This is a genomic window from Myroides albus (genome assembly GCF_009711045.1).
In the GTDB taxonomy this organism is placed as follows: Bacteria; Bacteroidota; Bacteroidia; order Flavobacteriales; family Flavobacteriaceae; genus Flavobacterium; species Flavobacterium album_A.
On record NZ_WMJX01000003.1, the window covers coordinates 30,987 to 55,365 of the forward strand.

Genomic DNA, 24,379 nt, shown 5'->3' on the forward strand with positions numbered 1-24,379 from the left:
TTAAGTAGAGTGATTTAGGAAGTTCAGGGAGATACTAAAAAGCTAAAAGTGCTTTTATAGGATTAAAAACGGCAGTTGAGCATCCTATCAAATGTCTTTTTAGTTCTATTTTGGAGAGGGTGGTCGGCTTGTGGTCGGCATGTGATCGGCTTAAAAGTACCTAAAATAAGCCGACCACTTACCTATCAATAGTCTATCATATGGGCATCAAGTGGCAGATAGTCATAAAGAGATGAAATCCTGAGGTATAAAAAAAGCCAAGATAACAAGCTGTTATCTTGGCTAACTATATTGTAAGGTAAGGTCTGTTATAGATTCAATTCCCCGCTATCACTCATCCCTAATGGAGCAGCAGTGCGCTCTATCCACTCTGGATTCTGAAGGCAAGATATGACATCCATTTTTAGTTTTGTCAGGAATCCTTCTCTTGCTTTTGATGCAATTTGATCTTCTATATTCGATGAGTTTTCTTTAAAGAAATCCACTGTTTCTTCTGCAATATGCAATAAGGTAACCTGTGTTTGACCTCCTACTTGATAAGTGTCCAATACCTTATAGTAAGCACCTGATTGTATCATTACCAATCCGTATTCTTCCATCTGAGGTACCAGTGCTGCTACATCTTTGGCATGTGCAGAAGCGATGAGGTAACGCATATTAGTCGCAAGTCCCCCTCCTTTATAAGTTGCGTCTGTGAAACCGCGTTCTTGTATAATCTGACCAATTTGATACTTATTGATGAGGTTTTGACTTAGCTCACAGTCGCGATAGAAAAGGGATAACCCTGCAAAAGTCATATTGAATATTTCTTCTATTTGTTGTTTGTCCATATACGGATTGATTGTATTCTTTGTAATTAAAGAAGGTAAAGGTAAGCGTTTTTTTTACGCTTAGTCTGTTTCTTCTTCTCTAAAATACAGATCATTCATCTTCATTACTCGTTTCATAATTTTCTTTTGAAGCAATTTGGGAGTAAGTACTTTTACACTTTCCCCAAATCCGAGTATTTCTCTTTCCAGTTCGAAATTAAGCACGACATCTAAGCGTATCTTCATCCCTTCCTGATTTTCTTCGATGACTTGTTGCGATGGATGAATCGGTTTGGTTTTGACATAAGGTGTATTATAAGCGTTTACCCATAGGATGACTTTCTGAGCTCTATCACTTTCTGTCTTGGTTACCCCAAGCGTATCTTCGTAATATCTATCGAAGTCCACCCCTTCATATTCTTTATACGGTTCATTTGCTAAGGCATACACATTGAGGATACGGTCAAGTGCTAAGGTTAACAAATGCTTATTTGTACTACTGCGTACAACGACAAACCACCGGTTGCGGTACTCTTTTAATAAATAAGGATAGTATATATTCTTTGTAGCTTCTTTTGACTTGAAGGATTTGTATTCGATCAATAGGGTTTGTTTGTTCTTAATCGCCTCGTAGAGGGGGCTGATAAACTTGATTCCCTTTAATAGAGGGTTGCCTTCCATTTGTATATAGTTAGGCGCTTTCGTACTACGGGTAAGTAGGCTGTTATCCAACTTCGCAATGACTTCACTCATCTCATCTACTTGACTGAATCCGTTGAGGTGTTTGAGTATAGCGACTACCTCTTTGAGCTTTTCGGTATCAGCATCGTTGATAGGAGAGTTTTTGATACTGTAATTCGGATCTTCGTAAGTATAGTATTTTCTGTCAACTACGATGATGGGGGCATTGTAGCCTAAACCTTCACTGCGCATGGCTTGTATGTCAAGTTGTATGGTACGCTTACTGATACCTGTGTCTATGCCTTCGTATTCGTATAGGGCATCAGATACTTTCTCAATGAGGTCGTTCAACGTCCATTTTCTGAATCTGTTCTGTAGACATTCATCAATAATTCGGTAGCGCAGAAGGGCTAATTTATTCGTTGCCATTACTTTTTAGCGTTTTATTCACTTCAAATATACATATTCTTCTCTTTATGTACGCAGTGTAGTTGCGTAGTAGTGTTTTTTGTAAAATATTTTTATTTATAATTGATTGATATATAGTGTTTAATAAAGTATTTTGTAATTATTTATATCTACGCAATTTGATTGCGTAGATAGGTGTGCATCTTTGTACTGTTCGAAAGATACAAACCTTGGAAGCGTTTCGGTATAGCGCAGAAGTAAGGGACAGTAGTTTACCTTATCCTGTTTGTGATCAGAAGGACGACTAATATGGGATTAGTAAACAATGTTCAAGTCGTAGGTTCGAATCCTACTGTTACCTCAGGGTAATATAGATCAGTTGGTAGATCAGAACAATTGCCTGTCACGCAATTTTGGAGAAGCAGAGGAACTTCATTAAAAATCCTCTCCTATAAAAAGGTTCAGTCAAATAGTGTTTCTGTCTTTTTTCTTGCAGTCTTAGACTAAGAGAATAAAAGACAACTTATCAAAGCCTGTAAAAACAAGCTATACTCTGAAAGAGGAATAGGGGATGATATAGAGTGAATGACTTGCTCAGTGAGTTGTTCTGGGCTATACACAAGCTATTCTATTTCTAAGTGTACTTCTTTTTCCGCCTGAGGTAAGGGAGACCTATTTAGACTGTTCTTTATGATAAAGACATAAAACATTAAAAATATAGAATCATGAAAAAGTTACAAGTAAAAACAAATCACGTTGCCTTAGTGTTTAAACAAGGAGAGTTGCAAAAAGTATATACTGCAGGTCAGTATTGGTTGTGGGGAGAGAGAGAAGTATTAGAATACAATATGGCTGAGGCATTCGGTATGCGTAGAGATATGGATGCCTTGTTGCAAAATGCAGAGTTAAATGCGATGCTTGAAGTAATCGATGTGATGGACAATGAGGTAGTGTTGGTTTATAGAAACAAGGTGTTTAATAATGTATTAGGAGCTGGAAGACATATCTATTGGAAGGCTGCGAAGGAATACTCTTTTGAGCGATATAATACAGAAGGGTTAGCAGTAGATAAGTCAATAGCAAGAAATATCACTGGTAAGTCTAATATGCCAAGCTATGTGCGTATGTACACAGTTGGGGTGAATGAGAAAGGATTGTTATTCGTAGATGGACAGTTTCAAGAAATCTTGAATGCAGGTGAGTACAGATATTGGAAAAACGATATCAAGGTACAAATCACTTTAGTTGATATACGTCAGCAAGTGATGGATATGAATGGACAGGAGATCTTGACAAAAGATAAAGTGCAGTTGCGTATCAACTTTAACTTGGTGTACCAAGTACAAGACTTATTGAAAGCTTATGTGGATAACAAAGAGGTAGAGAAACAGATGTACAATGTAGTTCAGTTAGTGTTGAGAGAGAAAGTAGGTAGAATGTCTTTTGACGAGTTGATGGAAAACAAGGAAAACTTGTCTACGGAGATCTTATCAGGAATAAAAGATGAGATTGCTACTTTAGGTATTGAGGTAAAAATGTGTGGTATCAAGGATATCATCTTGCCAGGAGATATCAGAGAGATCATGAATCAGGTGTTGATCGCGGAGAAAAAAGCGCAAGCCAATATGATCACACGTAGAGAGGAAACAGCTGCTACACGTAGCTTGTTAAACACTGCTAAGTTGATGGAAGAAAACGAAATGCTAATGCGATTAAAAGAGATGGAATACATTGAGAAGATCGCTGATAAGGTAGGTGAGATCAGCTTGTCTGGTGGAGGTAATGTATTGAAACAATTGAAAGAGGTGTTTTCGAGGTAGTTTACGGTTTACAGTTTACAGTTTACGGTTTACGGTTTACAGTTTACAGTTTACAGTTTACGGTTTACAGTTTACAGTTTACAGTTTACAGTTTACAGTTTTCCGTTCCCTGTTTTCCGTTCCCTGTTTTCTGTTTTCTGTTTTCTGTTTACAGTTCCCCAAAAAGCCACCGCGCCTCCTGGCCCCTTCGCTAAAACTGCCCACTGGGCACTTTCTTAACGCTCGGTCCTCCAGTTCCCTGTTTTCTGTTTTCTGTTTTCTGTTTTCCGTTCCCCGAAAAGCCACCTGGGCACTTTCTTAACGCTCGGTCCTCCAGTTCCCCGTTTTCGGTTTTCGGTTTTCGGTTTTCGGTTTTCCGTTCCCCACTAATTTTAAATTGATAAAAAATGAAAGATAATACACCAATTAATGGAAATGATTTAATGGCTTTAGGATACCCACAAACAGAATTGTTGGGTATTGCTCTGAAAGCAAACAAGAAGAGAACAGGTCTAACTAAAGTAGAGATGTTAGCCCATTATAAAATGGTATTAGATAAGGCGGAAGATTATATAAACCACCATGTTTTTGGTAAGTTGGCCAAAGCTATTGTAGAAGGCGTAGGACAACGTGAAGAGGAGGATGTTATTCCACTAAGAGAACATGGCGTAGGGTATAGCATCTATGGTAGCGAACATATAGAAGAAGGAGCTATCAAGCAGATGCAGACAGCAGCGAAGCTTCCTGTAGCAGTGGCGGGTGCTTTGATGCCTGATGCGCATCAAGGCTATGGATTGCCTATCGGAGGAGTATTAGCGACAGAGAATGCTGTCATTCCTTACGGGGTAGGTGTAGATATCGGATGTAGAATGGCCTTGTCAATCTTTGATATTAAGGGAGTGGAGTTCTACGGAATGGAAGGTTTGCTAAAAGAACAATTGGTTAAGCATACTAAGTTTGGAGCAGGTCATGGATTCCAAGGGCAGTATAAAGCACAACACGATATCTTAGATAGAGGAGAGTTTAACCTTAACCCTTTTATTAAGAACTTGCAAGATAAAGCATGGGAACAATTGGGTTCATCGGGTGGAGGTAACCACTTTGTAGAATGGGGATTGATGGAGTTTCTGGAGCGTGATGAGGTGTTGAATATTGATAAGGGAACTTATTTAGCGTTACTAACACATTCTGGTTCACGAGGAATGGGAGCGACTATAGCAGGTAGGTATACGCAGATCGCTAAGGATATCTGTAAGTTGCCTTATGAAGCAAAGAACTTAGCTTACCTTGACTTAAAATCAGAAGCAGGACAAGAGTATTGGGCGATGATGAACTTGGCAGGAGATTACGCTTCGGCCTGTCACGAGGTAATTCACGATAAGTTGACTAAAGCGATAGGTGCTGAGGTGTTAGCTAAGATAGAGAATCACCACAACTTTGCATGGAAAGAGATGTACCAAGGTAGAGAGGTTATTGTACACCGTAAAGGAGCTACTCCTGCGAGTAAAGGAGTGATGGGAATTATCCCAGGCTCTATGACCGCACCAGGATTCTTAGTGAGAGGTAAAGGAGAAGAGGACGCTCTAAACTCTGCTTCGCATGGAGCAGGACGTCAGATGAGTCGAACACAAGCAATCAAGAACCTGAAAGCAGAAGATATTAAGGCAGTATTAGCAGACTGTGGCGTGCAGCTAATCGGAGCGGGTAAAGATGAAGCGCCTATGGCGTATAAAGATATCCACCAAGTGATGGCTGCACAGGGAGAGTTAGTTGATGTCGTCGCGATGTTTACGCCTAAGATTGTGCGTATGGCAGATGATGGAAGTAGAGAGGATTAAGAAGTAAGGTTACAAGCTACAAGAGTAATCATGTGGCTTGTTGATTTATACGTATAAAAAGGACTATTGTGACAGTATCACTATATAAAATTGGAGAAGTCAAAACATATACAGCTCTTGAAATAGGGGAAGTCAAACAATTGAAAGCGTAGGGTATTTAGTTGAAGAATTAGAGTAGTATGGAGGACAAGGCAAAAGAAGTTTACAGCTTCGTTGGGCAAAATTGCTTGTTGTTATAAAGGAAAGATATAGATGTATACTACATTTGGTTTTAATTGTTAGGCTGATAGTTTTATTATGCGTTTTTTAGGTAGAGTATAGGCAGTTTAGAGAATAATGATCTACAATTTGCTGAAAGAGTAAAGTTAGTCGATAATAATTGTCTTTTTTCAATAGAAATAAGTACATTTACTAAGCTGAAAGTAAAGTAATAAGTTCTTGAATATGAAAAAGGCAATAATTAATAGTATTAGTGTGTTTTTTCTTTTTAGTTGCATTAACGTTTTTGCAAGTAATAAATCTAAAATAGCTCCTAACGATTGTAATTATATTTTATCTAAAGTTATTAAGCACAGTAATTTCGAATATACTGATAGCAACTATTTTGTGCGAATAGAGGATATATCTGACGACAGTATAATCATTAAGGCATATGTTCGAGATAATTTGTCAGACGATCCGAAGCATCCTCATATGGTAGAAAGTGCTATAGCTTGGTTTGTTATACAACCGCAGCGAGATGGTATCTATCAGTCTATGGGGGCTTTAAATCCTGATAGTATAGAGTTTAGAAAGCTCAATATCGATAGTAAAATGTTTCAGTCACTGCTAAAGTGTATTGATAAGAAATAAGTAAATAAAAGCCCTTAAGTGGACTGACCCCAAAAAGTTGGACGAAGTTATGCAATCTTTTTAATATAATGAGCTCGGTATTCTACTGGGCTCATTCCATTTAAATTAATGCGTATTCGCTCGTTATTATAATATTTTATATACTGTTTTATCTCCTGAGTTAATTCCAATATGGAGTTGTATTTCTTTAAATAAAACAGTTCTGATTTCAATACTCCAAAGAAATTTTCGATTATAGCATTATCTAGACAATTTCCTTTTCTGGACATGCTTTGTTTAATATTATTATCCATTAACTTATTCTGGTATCTCTGTAATCTATATTGCCAACCCTGATCAGAATGAAGTATGGTTTCTATGTCAGTTGCTTTGTCTTTTTTTCTTCTTTTAAATGCTTTATTGAGCATATCAAGAATCTGCTGGTAGTTTGGAGAAGTGGATAAATTATAACTAATTATCTCTCCATTAAACAAATCTATTATTGGAGATAGGTATAATTTACTTCCTTTAACATTAAACTCTGTTACATCTGTAGCCCATTTTTGATGAGGCTTAGTTGCATTAAAATCTCGATTTAGTACGTTTTCTGTTGCTTTACCTATATCTCCTTTAAAAGACTTGTATTTCTTTGCTCTAATCACACTTTTATGACCTAGTTCTTTCATTAGTTTTGCGACAGTTTTGAAATTTACAGGTATTTTGAGTTCTCATCGAAGCATTAATGTGACTCTTCTGTACCCATATAATCCTCTATACTTAGTAAAAATACGAGTTACATGTTTACCTAATTCAGCATGTTTATCCAAAAAAGTTATACTCTTCGTATGGTAATAATAACTACTACGAGCTAGCCCTGCTAAGTGTAGTAAATATTCTAGTTTATGTATGCGCCTTAGCTCCGTAATTATTACGGCTTCTTCTTTTTGGCTTGCTTGCTCTGAGCTAAGGCTTCTAACTTTTTTAGATAATCATTCTCTGCCCGCAAGTATGCTAGTTCTATTTTTAGCTTCTCTACTTCGCTCATCGATGCTTTTATCCCTGGAATATTTCTTTTCTTAGTCATCTTGATGTTTGTTTTGTTTTTCCTAAAATGTGCACCTCGATTATCTTCCAAGCCTTTAAATCCATTATTCTGGAATTTTTTAATCCACTGTAATAACACAGAAGAACTAGAGATTCTATACTTAACGCAGGTGTTAATCAAAGATAATCCACTTTTTTGATAGTCTTGTATAATGCTAACTTTTTCCTTTATCGTAAAGTTACTTTGGGAAATTCCCAGTAAGCCTTGTTTGCCATAAGCTTCATAAAGTTTAATCCAAAACCTCAGATTCGAAGGCATAATGCTTTCCTCTTTTGCAAGTCCTGTTAAACTATGTTTCCCTTCTAGAATTATAGTTACTAAACGTAACTTAAATTCATAATTGTATTTCTGTTTTCTACTCATAAAAAATGCCCCAAAATGTGTCTAACTTTTTGGGGCATGTCTATGATTGGCTTTTTTGTACTAAATATCTCATTAAGCTTCCCTTTTAGGGAAAACAACTTTACCTAAAAAATAAACAACTGTAAAAGCAATAAAAGAAGGAATCAACCACGGCACATCGTAACGACTCATTGGAACAACTTCTATTAATGAATTAAGTCTATCAATAGTATTAGTCGCATGCATTCTATTCTCAAAAATTGATTCTCTATACAAACCAATCATATAAACAACAAACTGATACAAAGCAATAACAGTTGTAGTTATAATTGCAGCTACAAAAGGAGCTTTTCTCTTTACATATTTACCAAAAACAACCATATATATAATCAAGGTAAGCGTTATTGGATAAATTATCCCTAAGAAAGGCCCTGCATAATCAATAATATCATCCACGCCTTTTACAGCTAGGTATCCAGATGATAAACAGGTAACAATAACGATAAAGCGATAACTCAATTTGCCGTTTGTCAACTGACTAAAGAAAGTACCTGTTGCACATACCAAAGCGATTGCCGTAGTAAGACAAGCTAAAGCAATACACAAAGACAAGGCTATAGTACCACTTGAACCCAGAACGCCATTTGAAATATGTAACAACAACTCCGTTCTTTTTAAGCTATCATTTATAGGATAACCAGAAGTTGCTCCCAGGTAAACCAAACCTCCATAAATAAATAACAAAAAGAATATAGCAACAGAGCCTGACATAAAAGTAACTTTCGTTTTTTCACCCAACTCTACATATCCACGAGCTTTCACCGCAGAAATAATAATTCCTGCATAAATTACTGAAGCTAACACATCCATCGTTTGATATCCTTCATAAAATCCCTTTCTAAAAGCCTCCAATCCGTTAATATTAGTTTCTTCTAACTGACCTAATGGGCTTGTAATCCCTAAGAAAATTAAAAAAATCAACAATATTAATAATATAGGGGTCAAATACTTCCCAATAATATCAACTACACGGGAAGGTGAAATTGACAGTGCTAAAGTAATTCCGAAGAAAATAAGAGAAGATAGAACTGGACTAAAATCAGAAAATATAGGAACCACACCAATCTCGAAGGTCGTTGCTGCTGTACGTGGAATAGCCACCAAAGGACCTATGCTTAAGATGATAGCTGTTGCCAGAATCCATCCCAATCTACTATCAATTCGCTTTCCTAAATCAGTGAACTCATCACCTGAGTATAGTACAGCAATGATACCAAGAAAAGGAGCAAGAATAGCTGTTAAGGAAAAGCCTGTAACTGACCAATTCCAATCGTTACCAGTCAAAAGACCAATAATAGGTGGTAAAATGATATTCCCAGCGCCAAAAAACATTGCAAAAAGTGCAAATCCTATTGTTAACGCATCGAAAAACTTCTTTTTATTCATTCGATAAATTATGTCTAATCTTTTTTCATTTAAATTTAGAGAAAAATCAAAAAGAGATTATGATTAAAAAATAACGTTTTGATACCAAAACGGGGGTACAATATATAAAAATATTAAAACAACTTTAATAATTACGTTTCATTTTTATTTAGACCTTATCACATAATTTATACCAATTTCAAAAAATAGAATACAATACAAAACCGAAAAATGTTAAAAAATGAACAATAACAACTTCCTTGAGACAGACCGGTTATATATCAACAAAATTAATTTGTTAAATGATATTCCGCAGGTTCGACACTACTATAACGACAAAGAAACAATGTGTTGGATTCCCAATAGAAAAGATTATTACACATCAGAGTACTTGTCAATGAAGTTTGAATCCTATAATAAGCTATATGAAAATGGCATAGGAATTTATAAAATAACACATAAAGCAGACAATAAAATAATAGGCGAAATAGGTTTGTATGACTGTGATAAAACAGATAATGCAATAGAAATAGGATACATTATCCTATCAACCTATTGGAGAAGGGGACTTGCAACAGAATTATTAATAAAAGTAGAAGATTATATACAACACATTCTAAAAAAGAGGTTGATCATTGCACACCTAATCAAAGGTAATAAAGCATCAGAGAAGCTATTACAAAAAAGAGGATACAGAAAAACACAAGAAACAAAGATATCAACAGAAGTGACACGTATTCAATACACAAAAACCTTAACTGATTAATCAGTTAAGGTTTTATATAAATCGTCGAAAATTGGAATAATAAGTTTTCCTTTCTCAGTCAATGAATATTCTATATGAATAGGCTTTTCGGTAATCACCTGTCTAATTAATAGGCCATCACTTTCAAGCTCGCGTAGTGCAACAGACAATGATTGTTTATTCGTTCCTTCAATCAACCGCATATAATCACTAAATCTCTTAGGCTTTCCCTCAGTAGAATGCAAAATATGCATTTTCCACTTCCCCCCTAATGTCTTTAGCAATTGTTCTGCAGGACATTCTTTATTCACTTCTTCCTCTTTTTTCATTAAATCACACTTAAATTTTAACCACTCTATACAAATTTAAGTATTAAAACTGAGCCTACCATAAATCGCAAGTTAACAAATCGAAAATATTCCATCTGTGGAAGATCAGATACAACTACTCATAAAATTAAAGAAATAAGAAATAATAAGCATAAACAAAAAATCTAACAATACTAAAATTTTAAGTAACTATTAACAAAAATAAGACGACACATTTTATCCTATTCACATTGAAGACATACTAAAATTAAATAGTATTCTTTAACAATTCAGTTTCCATATCTATAAATCAAAGAAAAATATCTATATAAATCACATAAAACAATATTAAAAAAACAACATAAAGCAACCTTTAAACCATAAAAAATCGCCTTATTTTAGGTAAAAAAGTCAATAAAAAAAACTTTTTACACAACTTCAATACATTTTATGTTAATATTTTTACAATATACAAGTATGAGCAATAAGACAGAATAAAAACACATATAAGTAGATACAATGAAACAACCCTTTAGTACTATTAATTACGAACAAGTGTTAAAGAAAACTTAAGCCACTTTCACAACACACAAAAGACACCTATTATGACAAACACAAGACAAAAAATTCAAATTCAATCTAGTTTGATTGAATTGAAAAATTCACCAAATGAAGACTTTAAAATTTACACACAAGAAGAAGGAAAGAAATTATTCATTCCTTACAATAAAAAGTCTTACTACAAAGTTTCTTACTTAAAAAGCAAGAGTAAATTTTTTAGTGGAACAAAGGTAATTGAATTAGAAGGTCCAACTTTATTCTTTTCAAACCCTTTATCTCCTTATACATTTGAACCTATATCTGAAAATCCAGAAGGTTACTTCTGTTTATTTAGCAATAATTTCTTAGGTTTCAAAAGTAACTTAATGAAATCGATTTTATTTCACCTTGAGGAGAACCCTGTTTTTAGTCTAACCCCATCTCAGGATGAATTAATTTCTTTTATCTTCAAAAAGATGAAAGAAGAAGCGTCACAATCTTACGCACAGAAAATAGAATTATTAAGAAACTACATTGAGATTATTATTCACCAAAGTAATAAACTAAATGTTGCTTATAAAGTAGAACATAAAAAGAATGCGCCACAACGTTTGTGCTCACAGTTTTTGGAATTATTAGAAAAACAGTTCCCTGTGACATCTATTCAAAATGTCTTAGAATTAAAGACTCCTAATGATTTCGCAACAAAACTAAGTGTACATACAAATCACTTGAATCACACAATTAATAAGATATTAGGTAAATCTACTTCAACATGTATACAAGAAAGAATACTTGTTGAAGCTAAAAAACTACTAAGTACAACAGACTGGAGTGTGTCAGAGATAGCTTATACATTAGGCTTTGAATATCCAACATATTTCTCTAGTTTCTTTAAAAAAGCAACTAAAATGAGTCCAAACGTATTTAGGAAAAACTAATAAACACATAAATTCATTTGAAATTTATAAGTTTATGTGAGATAAAAATCTTATTTTTACAACAGAAAAAAACATTTTCACTTAAATTACTTCATGTATAATTATTGCTCTTTCTTCAAGCAATTAAAATAACTGAAGAAACAGTAGCCCTAATCTTTTTTTATTGCATAGCAGCCACCTTAAAAAGGTGGCTGCTTTCATTTTGAATCTCTATCTCAGTTGTAGAAAAATTTAGAACAAGTTAAATTTCTAAATAATCATAAAGTTTTAATTGACAATATAAATAGTCAAGCCTTTTCAGTTTACTTGAACAGATGTCCTATTACGATATCTAATCTTATTTCCTTAACTACTGTTACAATACCTATTCAATCATCCATCGTTACAAAGCTAAGTAGAGACATTATACTACATTATCCCTTTAATATTAAATACTAATTTCTAATAAATACTTCTAAGTAACTTTCTTTTAATAGCGAGAATGGGAAGAACAAGCAGTTTAAACTTAATTCCTTCAACAAACTTTAGTATACCGTTCTCCATCTACAGATAAAGGAAATCGCTATCATACTTCTAATAAGACAACCATTGAAGATCTTTACATAAACTGTAATCAGGTGATAAAACACCTTTAGACAATCTCACAAAGAAAGCATTAATCCTATTTTCCAAAATAGAAACAGCATAAATAATATCCCTGAGATTTCTTATATTCTTTTTGCCTCAAGTATTCTTACAATTTTCAACCATACACTAAATAGTTTTAAAGCAAACACTTCGCGTTTCCAACTAATTGCACAGATATACTACCACCGTAGTCTTTCAATCAATATTTCAGATTTAAGCTTTACGGCGTTTATAGGCATCTTCCCCATTTCCATCATGTTCTTCATAAGTATGTAATTGCCAAATACACAAATTCTCAATAGCACGTGTACAACCTATGTACCATTCATATGGCGTCAACTTATTAGGTTTATCCACAATTAAGATAACGTGTTTACGCTCCAGTCCTTTAAACTTAACTGCAGTAGTATATTGAAGTTTATTAGGCTTTAAACTAAGGTTCTCAATCGTAAGCTCCTCCATTCCCATTTCCAATATCAAATCTGCAACGTTATTCTTACGCTGCCAAACTTTACTTTGAACGAGAACAATAACATCTTCTGCCATTAAAGAGGAACTTGGGTCATTTATATTCTTTATAATTTCCTCCATAGCATATTTCAATTCATCTCGAGTATCAAAAGACCTGAGTTCAATTTCATCATACTCATGATGTGTTGTAACATCATCCCAGTCTTCAGGATGACTCTGTATATGTTCAGCAATTTTCCTAATCTGTGTCTTTTGAGCACTACGTCTAACTTTGTGAAGTTTAAAGTGTGTAAAATACTCTTTCAAGAAATAAGCATAATCCGTAACATCCCTTCCGAAAAGTGAAAAACTTTGATCCAGGTCATATAGCAACATGATATTACCTTGCTTCATTCCATTGTGATCACCACATAACTTATGCATCATCAAGTGTAAGTTGCGATCGAATAGATCCTGCGCTTCGTCAATAATCATAAAATCGTAATTTGGCAATTTACCACTATCTTGTAAGTAGTCAATTGTTTCACGAATATATGCAGCAAACTTACTTGGTTCTAAATAATACAAATCACTCTCATTTACATTTGGCAAATTCTCAATGACGAACTGCGTAAATGTCATACAGTCAATATTCACTTTCAGTTCCTTAAATCGTTGAGCATTATAACCACACAGAAGCAAATTCCAACACAAGTAAATACCTTTACGACCAACTTGCATTTCAGCATAGGCCATTGCCATTGTCGTTTTACCTGTACCAGGAGCACCTTCAATCATTAGCCTTGGGTTTTCAGATAGCGAATACAAAATATCAAGATTGCGTTCTTTCAACCAAGCGAGAGAATCACGACTTTGGAACACATTTGTATCCGATACGACAGGGTTAAAAGTATTGACGATAGTCTCAATCTCTCCAGGAGTTAAATTGGAAAAGCGAATTGGATGAATACTTTCTAATTTATGTTTCGAATAATCATAAATGTGCATTAAAAACTTTTCAATATTCTTGTATTTATTTCTTTTGGTGTACTCACTATAAATCAATTTAGAATCATAGATTGTATTTTCAATGGGAATCATTGTAGTAGGAAAAGAAACAGCTTCACAAAAAGCAATATGCTTAAAGCTTGGAAAAACCTTATTCATTAAAGTATACTTATATCCTTTAACCTGTTCAAATGGATTTTGGTTCAACCACTTTTTTCGTTTGCCATCTTTATAACAAAAACGGCCTTGATCAACAGAAATATTTCCTCCCTTCACCTCCATGACAATAATTCCAAATTTAGAGACAATAATAAAATCGAGCTCTGCATCTGCTTTTACTCTCTTGATCATTGAATTATCGTGGAACGGCAACTTCATACTATACCACACGTACCAATCGTGAGGGCTATCACTTAGCGCATCCACTATATCCTTGTAAACTAAGAATTCACCATAAGGAACTTTTACTCCATTTATCAATAATTGTTCTAACTCATCCAAAGGATACTCTGGATAGATTTGTAACGACATAACTATAACTTTAAATATCCTCTAATTTAACAATAATAACAGATATAGTACGTTTTTTTAATAAGATATAACAGACATTTTACTATAATCTTTTTGTCATAGCTCTTGCATTTACATAAAAAAAGGTTTCTACACTTTATTGTAAGAAACCTTTTTTTGATATAAATGACTGTACATGCTCTATCCATAGAGAAATAACAATGTCCATAGAAGTTTATCCTATCCCTTTCCTATTTTATCCTTAACAGCAAAGCAAGATTTAAGATAACTCTGTTTACAGCCAAAAAAAGGTAGTTAAAATAACCACCTTCTTACTATTCTATAGGAAACTCAGGACGTCTCATCTTAAACTTACTACCTGACAGTGCCTCAAGAAAAGACACTAAAGATTTTATTTCAGATTTACTTAATTCTAAAGGCTTCATCAAAGAATCAGTCACAGGATAAAGAGGATCTGCTAATTTTTGCTCAGGCTTAGGATCAATCATATGCATCCCACTATTATACATATTCACAATACCTTCTAAGTCATCGAACAAACCATTGTGCATCCAAGGTCTTGTATTCAACAAATCTCGAAGTCCAGGAGTTTTAAACTTACCTACATCATCAGGATTATTAGTTACGACATATCTTCCCAGGTCTTCGAATTTACGTTTGTAATACGTCAAACCAATATTGTGAAAGGATTCGTCTGTAAAGTACTGTCCGTGGTGACAATTCATACAACGAGCTTTCGTTCTGAATAAATGCATTCCGTAAATCTCATCTTCCGTTAGGGCATTGTATTTTCCATCCATGAAAGCATCTACTCTACTTGGTTGACTTTTAATTGTACGTTGAAATGAGGCAATTGCACCTACAATTCGATCGTATGTAATTTTATCATCTCCAAAAGCATCAATAAAGTACTTTTTATAGCCTTCAATTTTACTCATTTTTGCAGGTAATTCAACTACGTCCATTGCCATTTCATTATGAGCGCTCAAAGGTCCATTTGCTTGTTCTTCTAAAGAGTTTGCTCTACCATCCCAAAAATAAGAAGTACGCTCGGCTGTATTATACAAAGAAGGTGTATTGCGTGCCCCTTTTAAATGATCATGTCCTAATCCTACCATACGTCTATCAGTCCATCCCATTTCAGGATCGTGACAAGAACTACAAGATATTTGATTAGATTTAGACAGCTTAGGATCGAAAAACAACATTCTTCCCAACAATACTTCTGGCTTAGCCTGATCTACAAAATAAGCTGTATCTCTTTTAATACTTGAAAATTCACTCCACTCTACTCCCGGATCAATCGTTGGCTTCGGCCACTCATTAATCGGTTTCTTGTACATTTCCACTATTTTAGTGTAATCAGGAGTATCACTCCACAAAACACTTGTAAACTCAGAACTAAAACTAACCAGTCCAAAAGCCATGACTCCAGATAACAAATAAACTATCTTTTTCATTAATTATTTTATTAAATAACAATTCATTAAAATGTAACCCCTAAGGTTGCACTAACGAAATTGTTTGTTTCATTCACATTATATTTAACCTGTTCAAATTGAGTTTGTACAAAAATATTAGGTAAGTTCTGTACTTTAAAATCATATCTAACTACTAAGCCACAATTAAAATAATTTGCAGAGTTAATCATATAGTCCTGTTTAACCCATTGATTCATAGCAGGGCTATAGTGGAACTCTTTCAATCTTTCTGTTGTTTCTTTTAAGTTTCTAACCTTAAAATACGGTTTTAGACTAATTGTACTTGAAGTATTAATACTTCTCAAATAATCTACTTCAATACCTAAATGAATATATGTAAATCGTTGTTTAACTTGTGTATCCCTTCTTTTTTCATCTGTTTGTTCCACTCCAAATAGCGGAGTAACAGTGAATCTACTTAAAGCAGTACTATACTGATAGAAAATAGAAGTATAAATGTCGCTGCGTACAAATTTATACAACTCTTTCTCTGCAATCTTGGTCTCTAATTTTTCGACTTTCGAATAAAAATACTCTGTTCCTCTCGATTCACTCAAGAGGTAACTTACTTTAGCTCCAAGGCGATGTTGTTCAAAATCAATGTATTTAACAGCACTTACTGTATACTTTTTGGTTTCCAATTTAGACATATCTTTTGCAGGAGAACTGCCTATCCCTTTATCTACTTGAAATTTGCCAAAAGCTCCTTGAATCACAAAATCTTTCCCCTTATTCTTAGCAATGGTACCTCCAACATCATAACCAAAACCTTCGTATAAATTAGTCATATCAACAGCCGAGCTAAAATAGTAATTATAAGATCCCAAGCCTGTCAGATGATAAGCGATTGGTTTACCTAATAAGTTTACAAACTTCAAACTTGAGTTTTGTGAATACTTATTCAAATGAGTATATACACCAATCTCGTAATCTTTAAAGACATTATAGGTAATACCTAAGTGCACCTTCAAATCAGAAACGGTATTTTTAGGTCTTGGATCCACTTCCCTATAACCGCTTTTTGCCGTATAAGTAACCTCAGCACCAAGTGTAAATTTCCGCCATTCCTTAGCAATACCTCCACTAAAGTGATAAATATCTTGCTTCATCGTACCACCAATAGAATCCCCTACAACATAAGGACCCAAAATATGCCTATCCATATTTTCATTCCACATCATATTCTTTTGCTTTTGATTCTTATATGAAGCACCACCCCAAATAACTTTGTTCCCTTTCAATCTTTGGTAAGAAAAAGTATTGACACTAAAAGCGTCTAATCCATCACCATCTTGTACCAAATAAGCATCTTTCCGATCAGACTGATAATTCATATTCAATTCAGAATACGACAAGGGAATTGCCGAATACATATACGAGCGATTAGCAAAGAACTCCTTTCCAAATTCAGTGTACACGTTCGTTTGTAGTTCTCTATTAATATAAAGACTATCCGCAACTACGTGCTGAGCGTAAGTCTGCAGTGATAAGATAAAAACAAATAAACCACTGATACTATTTACAACAATCTTCTTCAATCTTGTCCTTCTTTAATTGTGAATAATTCCATCTAGTAAAGACGCTCTTGATTCGGGAACAAAATCAACTGATGAATTATTGGTATCTTTATATACTTCTCTTCCAAATTCATTCTGTCCTAAACCTTTTCTACGCACCGATTTACCATATCTTCCCTTATCACCATCCGATGTTGCACAGTAAGTAAAACCACTATCAATACCAGCACTTGTAACCAAACGCTCCAGCTTATCAGGAATACTATTATTCACACCATCTAATATCCAATTATTTGGAATTTTATAGCGACTAAAACTCTGCTCTTTTCCAGATCCAGTCAAGTAAGAATAGTCATACTTGTGCTCACTTAACCAACTATCAACACTTTCTCCATCAGGAAAACGAGCAATAATATAACCTGTATAACCACGGTCATGCATGACAAACATACCAAAATTCATTTTTGTATAAATTACATCAACGTTTGGTACACTTGGATTATCTGGCTGCACTTTTGGACCGTCTAAAGTTGGAAACTCAAAGTCAGCTTTTGTTAAGTCAGGTCCAGCCACATTGGGCAGGTTGTGATTCTGTGCATTGTCTGCAATAACGATAAAGTCACCAGGTTCAACAGGATAGTCCGTTCCATTACCAGGTAGCATCATAACAGATTGACAAACAAATGCCTCATCTAAAATGAATGGGGTTTCTTTATTATCGCGTGTAGTCATGAAGTCAGATTGAGCGATTAACAATCCATCTGCATAGAGCACTCTATCTGTATTATTGACAATTTTAAAATACCTACCCGTTTGGTATGATTTTCCTTCATTGGTCTGAAAACCAGTGTAAAATAATTCTTCAAAAATAAAATCATCAGTAAATTGTTTAACTGTCAATTTGATATTCACATTCGTTACTTGACTTGTAATATCAAGCATCTCGTTTTTGCTACCTAAAATTACTTCTTCACCATCCTCAAGAATACCAATACCTTCCGAAGACATTCGGTAGGATCCCACTGGAAGCGCAACTGAAAAATAAGGCGTATTCTCAGCCTTTTCGATTGTCTTCATCCCTGTATTCACCTCGGTAAATTCGACTTCTAACTCTTTAATTTCCTTAACATCATCAACTTTAAATGTCATAGAAACAACGGCATTCTGAGTTAATTCAGTTGCGTTATCATCACTAAGACAAGAGCTAACAGTTAAGCTCATTACTGTTAATAAAACAGCTAAATATATTTGTCTAAATTTCATTTTCTAAATATTAAAATTGATTTCCATTCCAAAATAGGGACCACTATCATCTTTTCTATTAACTTTCACACCGTTGAAGGTATAAGATTCATAATGCGTAAATAGTCGATTAACAAACATTGACGCTTTTACAGACTTATATATTCGCTTAGAAATCTTAAAGTTTGCATTAAAAGTAAAAGGCGTGCGTTTCTCCATCCCGTCAGTGCTCGAAACATTTCTAACTAAATGTTGAAGCATTGGATCCTTCATACTCTCTTCAGTATACTCATGTACAACATTATCAATACCTATATAAGCATAAGGAGCTGCCACTCGATTCAAATTCAAATCTCTTCTAAACAAATCACCTTGTAGAGAAGCTGAAATATTCATATCTAAGCTTGGTAAATAAGTATCTACAACCAAGTTATAAACTAACGAAGACCTTCTATACCCATTATCATCAGCATATATACCGGCATATAAAAACTCTTGACCATTTACAGATAGACCAGGTCTATGCAAAATAGGAGCGCTATTTGAATAAGTAGTTTTAAACCAAGCTCCATTCAAAGTAAAACGAGTATTAATACTTTCGAATCGCGGAGAACTATATCCAAATTCAATCCCTGTTTTAAAAGTATTACTACCGTTTTCGGTATGAGAATACTGTGACATTACTTGCTTATTGGTAGAAGTGGAACTATCTAAGTTAGGGCGGCCTAACTCGTCATTCCACACGATATCCTTAGCTTCATATCGATCGTATTCAAACCCCATAAACTGTGTCATATCTCTAAAACCTGTTGACATCTTTTCGTCGAAGTAAGTAATATAGAATTTATGTTTATTATAAGCTAAATCCAGTCTAATCTCGCGTTTGATATTCTTTGCTCCAATCAGGCTTTGATTTTGCAAAGACATTCTATACGTATAAAATTGAGCATAGTAGTTATCATTTTGTGGATCATAATAACTTACTTGAGCCATATCAAAATATCTATCTTGTGGATATAACAATGCCAGAGTAGGTTGTTTATAGAGTTCACCATATCCTACAGTGATATCTGTTTTCAAAAAATCATTCCCTATCTTCACCTCAGGTAATCCCCATTGAAAATTGACACGTGGCTCTACAAAAACGCGGTCACTAATACTAAAGTCCTTGCTAATACCTAACATTTTAGACATGCGAAGTCCTCCGTATAATTGTAAGTGATGTGCTCCCAAGTCATACTCCATTCTATCTCCAATATAGGCAGCTAATAATTGTGAAGCAGGTATATCCTTAAAAGGTCTTGGTCTTTTTACAACACCTAATGTTGGAGGTAACATAGGGTCGTAGACCTCACCATCTCCGTTGTTTTTAGAATATCTAAATTCAATACCGGATTCAATCTCATGACTAATCCCCCCTGTGACAAACCCCAAAGTAGTTTGTAAAGTTGTATTTATGTTCAGAGGTCTTCCTTGCGTCTTGTAGTTTGACACATAAGAAGAAGGTAGAAAAACACCTTCGTTAACTCCTGTCTCGTTTGATATAGGTATGGCATTTCGCCCACTTTGTTGAACAAAGACACTTCCTTTGATATCCTCTATTCCTTGAGAGATGTATGTATTCAATTTTACATTATTAAACACCGCATATTCTGGGAAGTTCAATTGTAAATTATTACCTAATGAAAAGTATTGTTTACTATTCTTATAAGAATCTGTACGGTCAAAACCTGTATCAGGATCAAACTTATCATTGTCGATCGTTCCACTATAATCAAGATTGGATTTCCAAACTAACTCCGTATCATTCAAAGTCCATGCTTTCTCCGAACGAAGTGAAGCAGAAACTCTCTTATAATTCTCAAGTACATTTCGCGGTTCACTTTTAGCATCTAAAAAATCAACACTTGCATTCAGCCTCCAACCACTTTTGGTATCAATTCCCTTTCCTACATAATACAATTTACTAAAGCCATCCACTTTAAAGCGAGCTTGTAAAGGAGTATACCCAACCTTTCTATTGATTTTAATCAATCCTGAGGTTAAATCACCATAGGCAGCTGTAGGAATACCGCGAATCACTTCAACACTTTCAATATCATTGGTAGCAATACTACGCATATCAATACCTATGTGAGAAGTTTTGCCAAGAGGACCTGATGTTGTATTTGAGGATACTTGTAGATCCGCATTAGAATTAAGCACATTCCCATCCATCATAAACTGAACTCCCAAGGAACTGGTATTATAACCACTACTGCCATTTTCACGTAATAGCACAGGGTTAACACTTGTCAAGATAGGATCCTTTGCTTGACCACCTGGCAATAATTCCATAAGATCCGTAAAGCTTGAAGGTTGCAAATGTTCCATCGCTTGGCGATTAATCACTGAAGTAGAAGTTAAACCTTTACTTTCTGTGGCCGTGATAATCATCTCCTCTAAAATGTTAGCATTAGGCGTTAAAACAATTTCTCTTGATAAATCACCTAATAAGGATACTGAAAATTCTTCATGCTGAAATCCAATATGATTCACATGAATAGTATAATTATCGGGAGTTAAGCTAAAAATAACTTCTCCCTTATCATTAGTCAATTGGATATAACTTTGATTCTTACTATCAACAGCGATTATGGTGGCATCTGTGATGAGTATTTTGGCAGAATCAACTGCTCTTAAAGATAAAGAAACTTTGTTGCCTTGACCAAAAAGTAAAGAGCTGAATAACAAAACAATAGTTAGAAAAATATGTTTTGCTAAATGTGTCGCGCATTTCATTCAAATCTATTTTCAAATAGGTTGACAAAAGTAGTCAAGAAAAATACATTACGCAATTTATTTAGACTTGGTTCAAATTAATTACACATATATATTTAAGATTTAATATAAATAGCATAAAAAACACATATTAAACAAAATAGATGAAAAATACTCAACATATTAAACCAATTTACATTATAAACACATCATTACATCCAAGTCCCCATCATTAACACTATACTGATTACTTCTAAATAAGAAAAAACTTCTTTAGAACTGTCTCTAAAGAAGTTTTTTACATACCATTAAAGTAAATAAGCGTTACTTCGTTGGAAAAATAGGACGTTCCATTTTATAGTAACTTCCTGACATTGATTCTAAAAATGCTACAATAGCTTTTATTTCTTTCTCATTTAATTTTAATGGTTTCATCAGTGGATCTGTTAGAGGAAAGAGTGGATCTAATGCTTTCTCTTCCTCTGTAGGGTCTATCATGTGCATCCCACTATTATACAAATTCACTATTCCTTCTAAGTCATCCATTAACCCATTATGCATCCATGGCTTAGTCACTAATAGGTCTCTTAAAGAAGGTGTTTTAAATTTACCCACATCATCTGCCTTTTTGGTATGTAAGTATAATCCTAAGTCTTCGTACTCTCTCTTGTAATATGTCAATCCTATATTGTGAAAAGACTCATCTGTAAGATATTTACCATGATGACAATTCATACATCCTGCCTTAGTTCTAAATAAGTGCATTCCATATATCTCCTGTTCTGTTAGGTACTGATACTCTCCTTGCATAAATTTGTCGAAACGACTAGGCTGACTTTTAATTGTCTTTTGAAAAGTAGCTATTGCCCCCACTATTCTTTCATAAGTCACTTTGTCATCTCCGTAAGTTTCTTTAAACAAGGGCTTGTACTCTTTATACTTGCTTAACTTCGCTGGTAGTGATTTGACATCCATATCCATTTCATGATGAGCAGATAAAGGTCCCATCGCTTGCTCTTCTAGCGTTAATGCTCTACCATCCCAAAAGAAAGAACTACGCTCAGCAATATTGTATAAAGAAGGAGTATTTCTGGCTCCTAATAAATGATCATTCCCTAGTGATACCTGTCTATGGTCTGTCCATCCCATTTCAGGATCGTGACAAGAGCTACAAGATATCTGATTAGACTTTGATAACTTAGGGTCAAAGAACAGTGCTTTACCTAATACCACTTCTGGCAAATCTTGTGTCTCATAGTATAATGTATCTACCTCTATTGCCCCAAACTCTTTCCATTCTACACTTTTATCTATTATCGGACTAGGCCAATAGCTTATAGGTCTTTTATATTGATCTGTAATCTCTGTGTATTCTGAAACTGATCTTACCTCAAAATTAGTGTATCCTATAAATAGTAATACCGCCCCAATAATAACACCTACCTTTTTTTTCATCTATCTTCTCTCTCTTTTAAAACGTAATCCCTAAACTCATCATCACACTACTGTTGTTTTGAAACTGCTTATAATTTTGGAAATAATACTCTCCACCTACAAATACATCTATTACTTTCGGCAAAGCAAAATCATATCGAACCTTAAAGCTTCCTTCCCAATACTCTGCTATCTGAACAGCATAGTTATCAAGTAGCATTTGATTTATAGCATTACTATTTCCATAATTAAAAGTAGCCTTTTCTTTAGCAGTTTGTCTTACCTTCCAATTAGAAGCTACTGTCAATAGACTTCTATCCTTAAATGTGTACATCCATTGTAAATCTGCTCCCATATAGGTATACTGAATATCTGTTTTAGAATAAGGCTTTTTATAACGTTCTACCTCTTGAGTTATTCCTATATACGGTAAGATACTATACACACTATTTAAAGTTCCATACTTAAATACTCCACTTAATCTAAGACTCTTATTCTCGTATTTATATTGTTCTTCTTGTCCTATCTTTAAATAGTTCGTAGCGCTCACATTGACAAACAAATTCTCTGTACCCTTTCTCGTCTTCATGTTTCCATCTAAGCGAACACCTAACTGAGTAGCTTGTACATCAAATAGCTTCCCTACAGAGAAGAAATGCTCTACCTCCTTAACTTTAGAAACTTGCAAATCATAGAAATCAGGCAGTAACTTCTCAAAACTAAAAATATTCATTCCCACTGTGGCAAACCACTTCTTCTGATAAGTGTCATATACTTGTAGAGAAGTACCATACCTCCAACCATCATAATAAGCCTCTCTTCTTTTTCCTTTCAATAGATTATTGAAGTTTCCCATTCCACTCATCTCATATATCACAGGAAATCCAGTAGGACTATAAAAGTCCATCTTGTGTTTCTGTGTATATTTCTCTATTGAAGTATTTACCCCTATAGTAAAGAACTCCTTAAATACTCTACTCACACCTATATTCCCTCCTAATCGAGCAGAGAGGTTCTTAGGTCTAGGGTCTATATTCCGGTATTCCATCTTCGCTTTATAAAAACCAGAGATACCGATATTGTACTTTCCTAATCGTTGGGCATAACCACCAGCGATATGATAATCTTCATACTTAATATCTCCACCTACACTATCCGCTACCACATACGGAAATATTAAATGGTAATCCGCACTCTCATTCCACATTACATCTCTTCGCTTACCTTGTTGATAAGTAGCACTGCCCCACACAGCACTATGCTTATCTAATTTATGGTAAGCATTCGCTTGAAAAGACAAATCATCTCTGTTTTTACCCTCTTGAGCTAAGGTTGTTTCATTCTTACTATTCTGTTTTGCGATTTCGAAAGAAGTTAAGCTGTACTTTCTATAGTCTAAATAGTGAGATGGATTGACATAAATAGGTTCTTCAAAATGATGTATTACATCTTGATTCTCCTTTACTTTTATTGCCAATGAATCTGACTGTTGACCATATCCCCATACAGTACTCAACAATGACAACAGACATAACCCAAAATGAAAGTGCTTCATAC

At 34.5% G+C, this 24,379-nt stretch carries 18 protein-coding genes; 5 read left to right on the forward strand and 13 right to left on the reverse strand.

Going from position 1 to position 24,379, the window contains the following annotated elements:
- Window positions 1-308 precede the first annotated feature (308 nt).
- Window positions 309-830 (reverse strand): hypothetical protein, encoded by a 522-nt coding sequence (locus GJV76_RS02445; protein ID WP_155091054.1) that lies wholly within the window; start codon window positions 828-830, stop codon window positions 309-311.
- A gap of 60 nt (window positions 831-890) precedes the next feature.
- Window positions 891-1,919 carry a helix-turn-helix transcriptional regulator gene (locus tag GJV76_RS02450; protein WP_155091056.1) on the reverse strand — a complete coding sequence of 343 codons (1,029 nt, stop codon included), beginning with the start codon at window positions 1,917-1,919 and terminating at the stop codon, window positions 891-893.
- A gap of 704 nt (window positions 1,920-2,623) precedes the next feature.
- Between GJV76_RS02450 and GJV76_RS02455 the strand changes: the two genes are divergently transcribed.
- The 3 genes from GJV76_RS02455 to GJV76_RS02465 all read left to right on the forward strand — a co-directional run bounded on the left by GJV76_RS02455 (window position 2,624) and on the right by GJV76_RS02465 (window position 6,387).
- A complete protein-coding gene (locus GJV76_RS02455) occupies window positions 2,624-3,718 on the forward strand; it encodes a slipin family protein (protein ID WP_155091058.1) in 1,095 nt (364 codons plus the stop codon).
- 386 nt (window positions 3,719-4,104) lie between these two features.
- A complete protein-coding gene (locus GJV76_RS02460; protein WP_155091059.1) occupies window positions 4,105-5,535 on the forward strand; it encodes an RtcB family protein in 1,431 nt (476 codons plus the stop codon).
- Between the two features lie 444 nt (window positions 5,536-5,979).
- On the forward strand, window positions 5,980-6,387 hold the full coding sequence (locus GJV76_RS02465) for a hypothetical protein (RefSeq protein ID WP_230381488.1): 408 nt from the start codon (window positions 5,980-5,982) through the stop codon (window positions 6,385-6,387).
- A gap of 47 nt (window positions 6,388-6,434) precedes the next feature.
- Here GJV76_RS02465 and GJV76_RS02470 read toward each other — a convergent pair whose 3' ends face one another.
- The 3 genes from GJV76_RS02470 to brnQ all read right to left on the reverse strand — a co-directional run bounded on the left by GJV76_RS02470 (window position 6,435) and on the right by brnQ (window position 9,259).
- Window positions 6,435-7,085 (reverse strand): IS3 family transposase, encoded by a 651-nt coding sequence (locus tag GJV76_RS02470; protein ID WP_317162591.1) that lies wholly within the window; start codon window positions 7,083-7,085, stop codon window positions 6,435-6,437.
- A 209-nt stretch (window positions 7,086-7,294) separates the two neighbouring features.
- Window positions 7,295-7,834 (reverse strand): helix-turn-helix domain-containing protein, encoded by a 540-nt coding sequence (locus GJV76_RS02475; RefSeq protein ID WP_155091062.1) that lies wholly within the window; start codon window positions 7,832-7,834, stop codon window positions 7,295-7,297.
- 72 nt (window positions 7,835-7,906) lie between these two features.
- The gene (brnQ, locus tag GJV76_RS02480; protein WP_155091063.1) at window positions 7,907-9,259 is read right to left on the reverse strand and encodes a branched-chain amino acid transport system II carrier protein; all 1,353 of its coding nucleotides are present in this window, start codon (window positions 9,257-9,259) and stop codon (window positions 7,907-7,909) included.
- Window positions 9,260-9,479: 220 nt separating this feature from the next.
- Between brnQ and GJV76_RS02485 the strand changes: the two genes are divergently transcribed.
- The gene (locus tag GJV76_RS02485) at window positions 9,480-10,004 is read left to right on the forward strand and encodes a GNAT family N-acetyltransferase (RefSeq protein ID WP_155091064.1); all 525 of its coding nucleotides are present in this window, start codon (window positions 9,480-9,482) and stop codon (window positions 10,002-10,004) included.
- Here the strand turns inward: GJV76_RS02485 and GJV76_RS02490 are convergent.
- On the reverse strand, window positions 10,001-10,312 hold the full coding sequence (locus GJV76_RS02490) for a winged helix-turn-helix transcriptional regulator (protein ID WP_155091065.1): 312 nt from the start codon (window positions 10,310-10,312) through the stop codon (window positions 10,001-10,003). The two genes, GJV76_RS02485 and GJV76_RS02490, sit on opposite strands and share 4 nt — an antisense overlap.
- Before the next feature lie 584 nt (window positions 10,313-10,896).
- Here GJV76_RS02490 and GJV76_RS02495 point away from each other — a divergent pair.
- Complete coding sequence (locus GJV76_RS02495) at window positions 10,897-11,772, forward strand: helix-turn-helix domain-containing protein (RefSeq protein WP_155091066.1); 876 nt, start codon at window positions 10,897-10,899, stop codon at window positions 11,770-11,772.
- Window positions 11,773-12,612: 840 nt separating this feature from the next.
- Here GJV76_RS02495 and GJV76_RS02500 read toward each other — a convergent pair.
- The 7 genes from GJV76_RS02500 to GJV76_RS02530 all read right to left on the reverse strand — a co-directional run bounded on the left by GJV76_RS02500 (window position 12,613) and on the right by GJV76_RS02530 (window position 24,377).
- Window positions 12,613-14,388: a nuclease-related domain-containing DEAD/DEAH box helicase gene (locus GJV76_RS02500; RefSeq protein ID WP_155091067.1), complete on the reverse strand. Its 1,776-nt coding sequence runs from the start codon at window positions 14,386-14,388 to the stop codon at window positions 12,613-12,615.
- 314 nt (window positions 14,389-14,702) lie between these two features.
- Window positions 14,703-15,848 (reverse strand): cytochrome-c peroxidase, encoded by a 1,146-nt coding sequence (locus GJV76_RS02505; RefSeq protein WP_155091068.1) that lies wholly within the window; start codon window positions 15,846-15,848, stop codon window positions 14,703-14,705.
- Window positions 15,849-15,874: 26 nt separating this feature from the next.
- On the reverse strand, window positions 15,875-17,407 hold the full coding sequence (locus tag GJV76_RS02510) for a DUF6850 family outer membrane beta-barrel protein (RefSeq protein ID WP_155091069.1): 1,533 nt from the start codon (window positions 17,405-17,407) through the stop codon (window positions 15,875-15,877).
- A gap of 12 nt (window positions 17,408-17,419) precedes the next feature.
- Window positions 17,420-18,649: a DUF4876 domain-containing protein gene (locus tag GJV76_RS02515; RefSeq protein ID WP_155091070.1), complete on the reverse strand. Its 1,230-nt coding sequence runs from the start codon at window positions 18,647-18,649 to the stop codon at window positions 17,420-17,422.
- A 3-nt stretch (window positions 18,650-18,652) separates the two neighbouring features.
- Window positions 18,653-21,409 carry a TonB-dependent receptor plug domain-containing protein gene (locus GJV76_RS02520; protein WP_155091071.1) on the reverse strand — a complete coding sequence of 919 codons (2,757 nt, stop codon included), beginning with the start codon at window positions 21,407-21,409 and terminating at the stop codon, window positions 18,653-18,655.
- A gap of 303 nt (window positions 21,410-21,712) precedes the next feature.
- Window positions 21,713-22,843, reverse strand: coding sequence for a cytochrome-c peroxidase (locus GJV76_RS02525; protein ID WP_155091072.1), 1,131 nt, complete (start codon window positions 22,841-22,843; stop codon window positions 21,713-21,715).
- Window positions 22,844-22,859: 16 nt separating this feature from the next.
- Window positions 22,860-24,377: a DUF6850 family outer membrane beta-barrel protein gene (locus GJV76_RS02530; protein ID WP_155091073.1), complete on the reverse strand. Its 1,518-nt coding sequence runs from the start codon at window positions 24,375-24,377 to the stop codon at window positions 22,860-22,862.
- Between the last annotated feature and the right edge of the window lie 2 nt (window positions 24,378-24,379).

Coding starts and splice junctions, on each gene's coding strand:
- GJV76_RS02485 (WP_155091064.1), top strand. CDS start 9,480: ATGAACAATAACAACTTCCTTGAGACAGACCGGTTATATATCAACAAA.
- GJV76_RS02450 (WP_155091056.1), bottom strand. CDS start 1,919: ATGGCAACGAATAAATTAGCCCTTCTGCGCTACCGAATTATTGATGAA.
- GJV76_RS02520 (WP_155091071.1), bottom strand. CDS start 21,409: ATGAAATGCGCGACACATTTAGCAAAACATATTTTTCTAACTATTGTT.
- GJV76_RS02495 (WP_155091066.1), top strand. CDS start 10,897: ATGACAAACACAAGACAAAAAATTCAAATTCAATCTAGTTTGATTGAA.
- GJV76_RS02465 (WP_230381488.1), top strand. CDS start 5,980: ATGAAAAAGGCAATAATTAATAGTATTAGTGTGTTTTTTCTTTTTAGT.
- GJV76_RS02525 (WP_155091072.1), bottom strand. CDS start 22,843: ATGAAAAAAAAGGTAGGTGTTATTATTGGGGCGGTATTACTATTTATA.
- GJV76_RS02500 (WP_155091067.1), bottom strand. CDS start 14,388: ATGTCGTTACAAATCTATCCAGAGTATCCTTTGGATGAGTTAGAACAA.
- GJV76_RS02505 (WP_155091068.1), bottom strand. CDS start 15,848: ATGAAAAAGATAGTTTATTTGTTATCTGGAGTCATGGCTTTTGGACTG.
- GJV76_RS02460 (WP_155091059.1), top strand. CDS start 4,105: ATGAAAGATAATACACCAATTAATGGAAATGATTTAATGGCTTTAGGA.
- GJV76_RS02455 (WP_155091058.1), top strand. CDS start 2,624: ATGAAAAAGTTACAAGTAAAAACAAATCACGTTGCCTTAGTGTTTAAA.
- GJV76_RS02530 (WP_155091073.1), bottom strand. CDS start 24,377: ATGAAGCACTTTCATTTTGGGTTATGTCTGTTGTCATTGTTGAGTACT.
- GJV76_RS02475 (WP_155091062.1), bottom strand. CDS start 7,834: ATGAGTAGAAAACAGAAATACAATTATGAATTTAAGTTACGTTTAGTA.
- GJV76_RS02445 (WP_155091054.1), bottom strand. CDS start 830: ATGGACAAACAACAAATAGAAGAAATATTCAATATGACTTTTGCAGGG.
- GJV76_RS02490 (WP_155091065.1), bottom strand. CDS start 10,312: ATGAAAAAAGAGGAAGAAGTGAATAAAGAATGTCCTGCAGAACAATTG.
- GJV76_RS02515 (WP_155091070.1), bottom strand. CDS start 18,649: ATGAAATTTAGACAAATATATTTAGCTGTTTTATTAACAGTAATGAGC.
- brnQ (WP_155091063.1), bottom strand. CDS start 9,259: ATGAATAAAAAGAAGTTTTTCGATGCGTTAACAATAGGATTTGCACTT.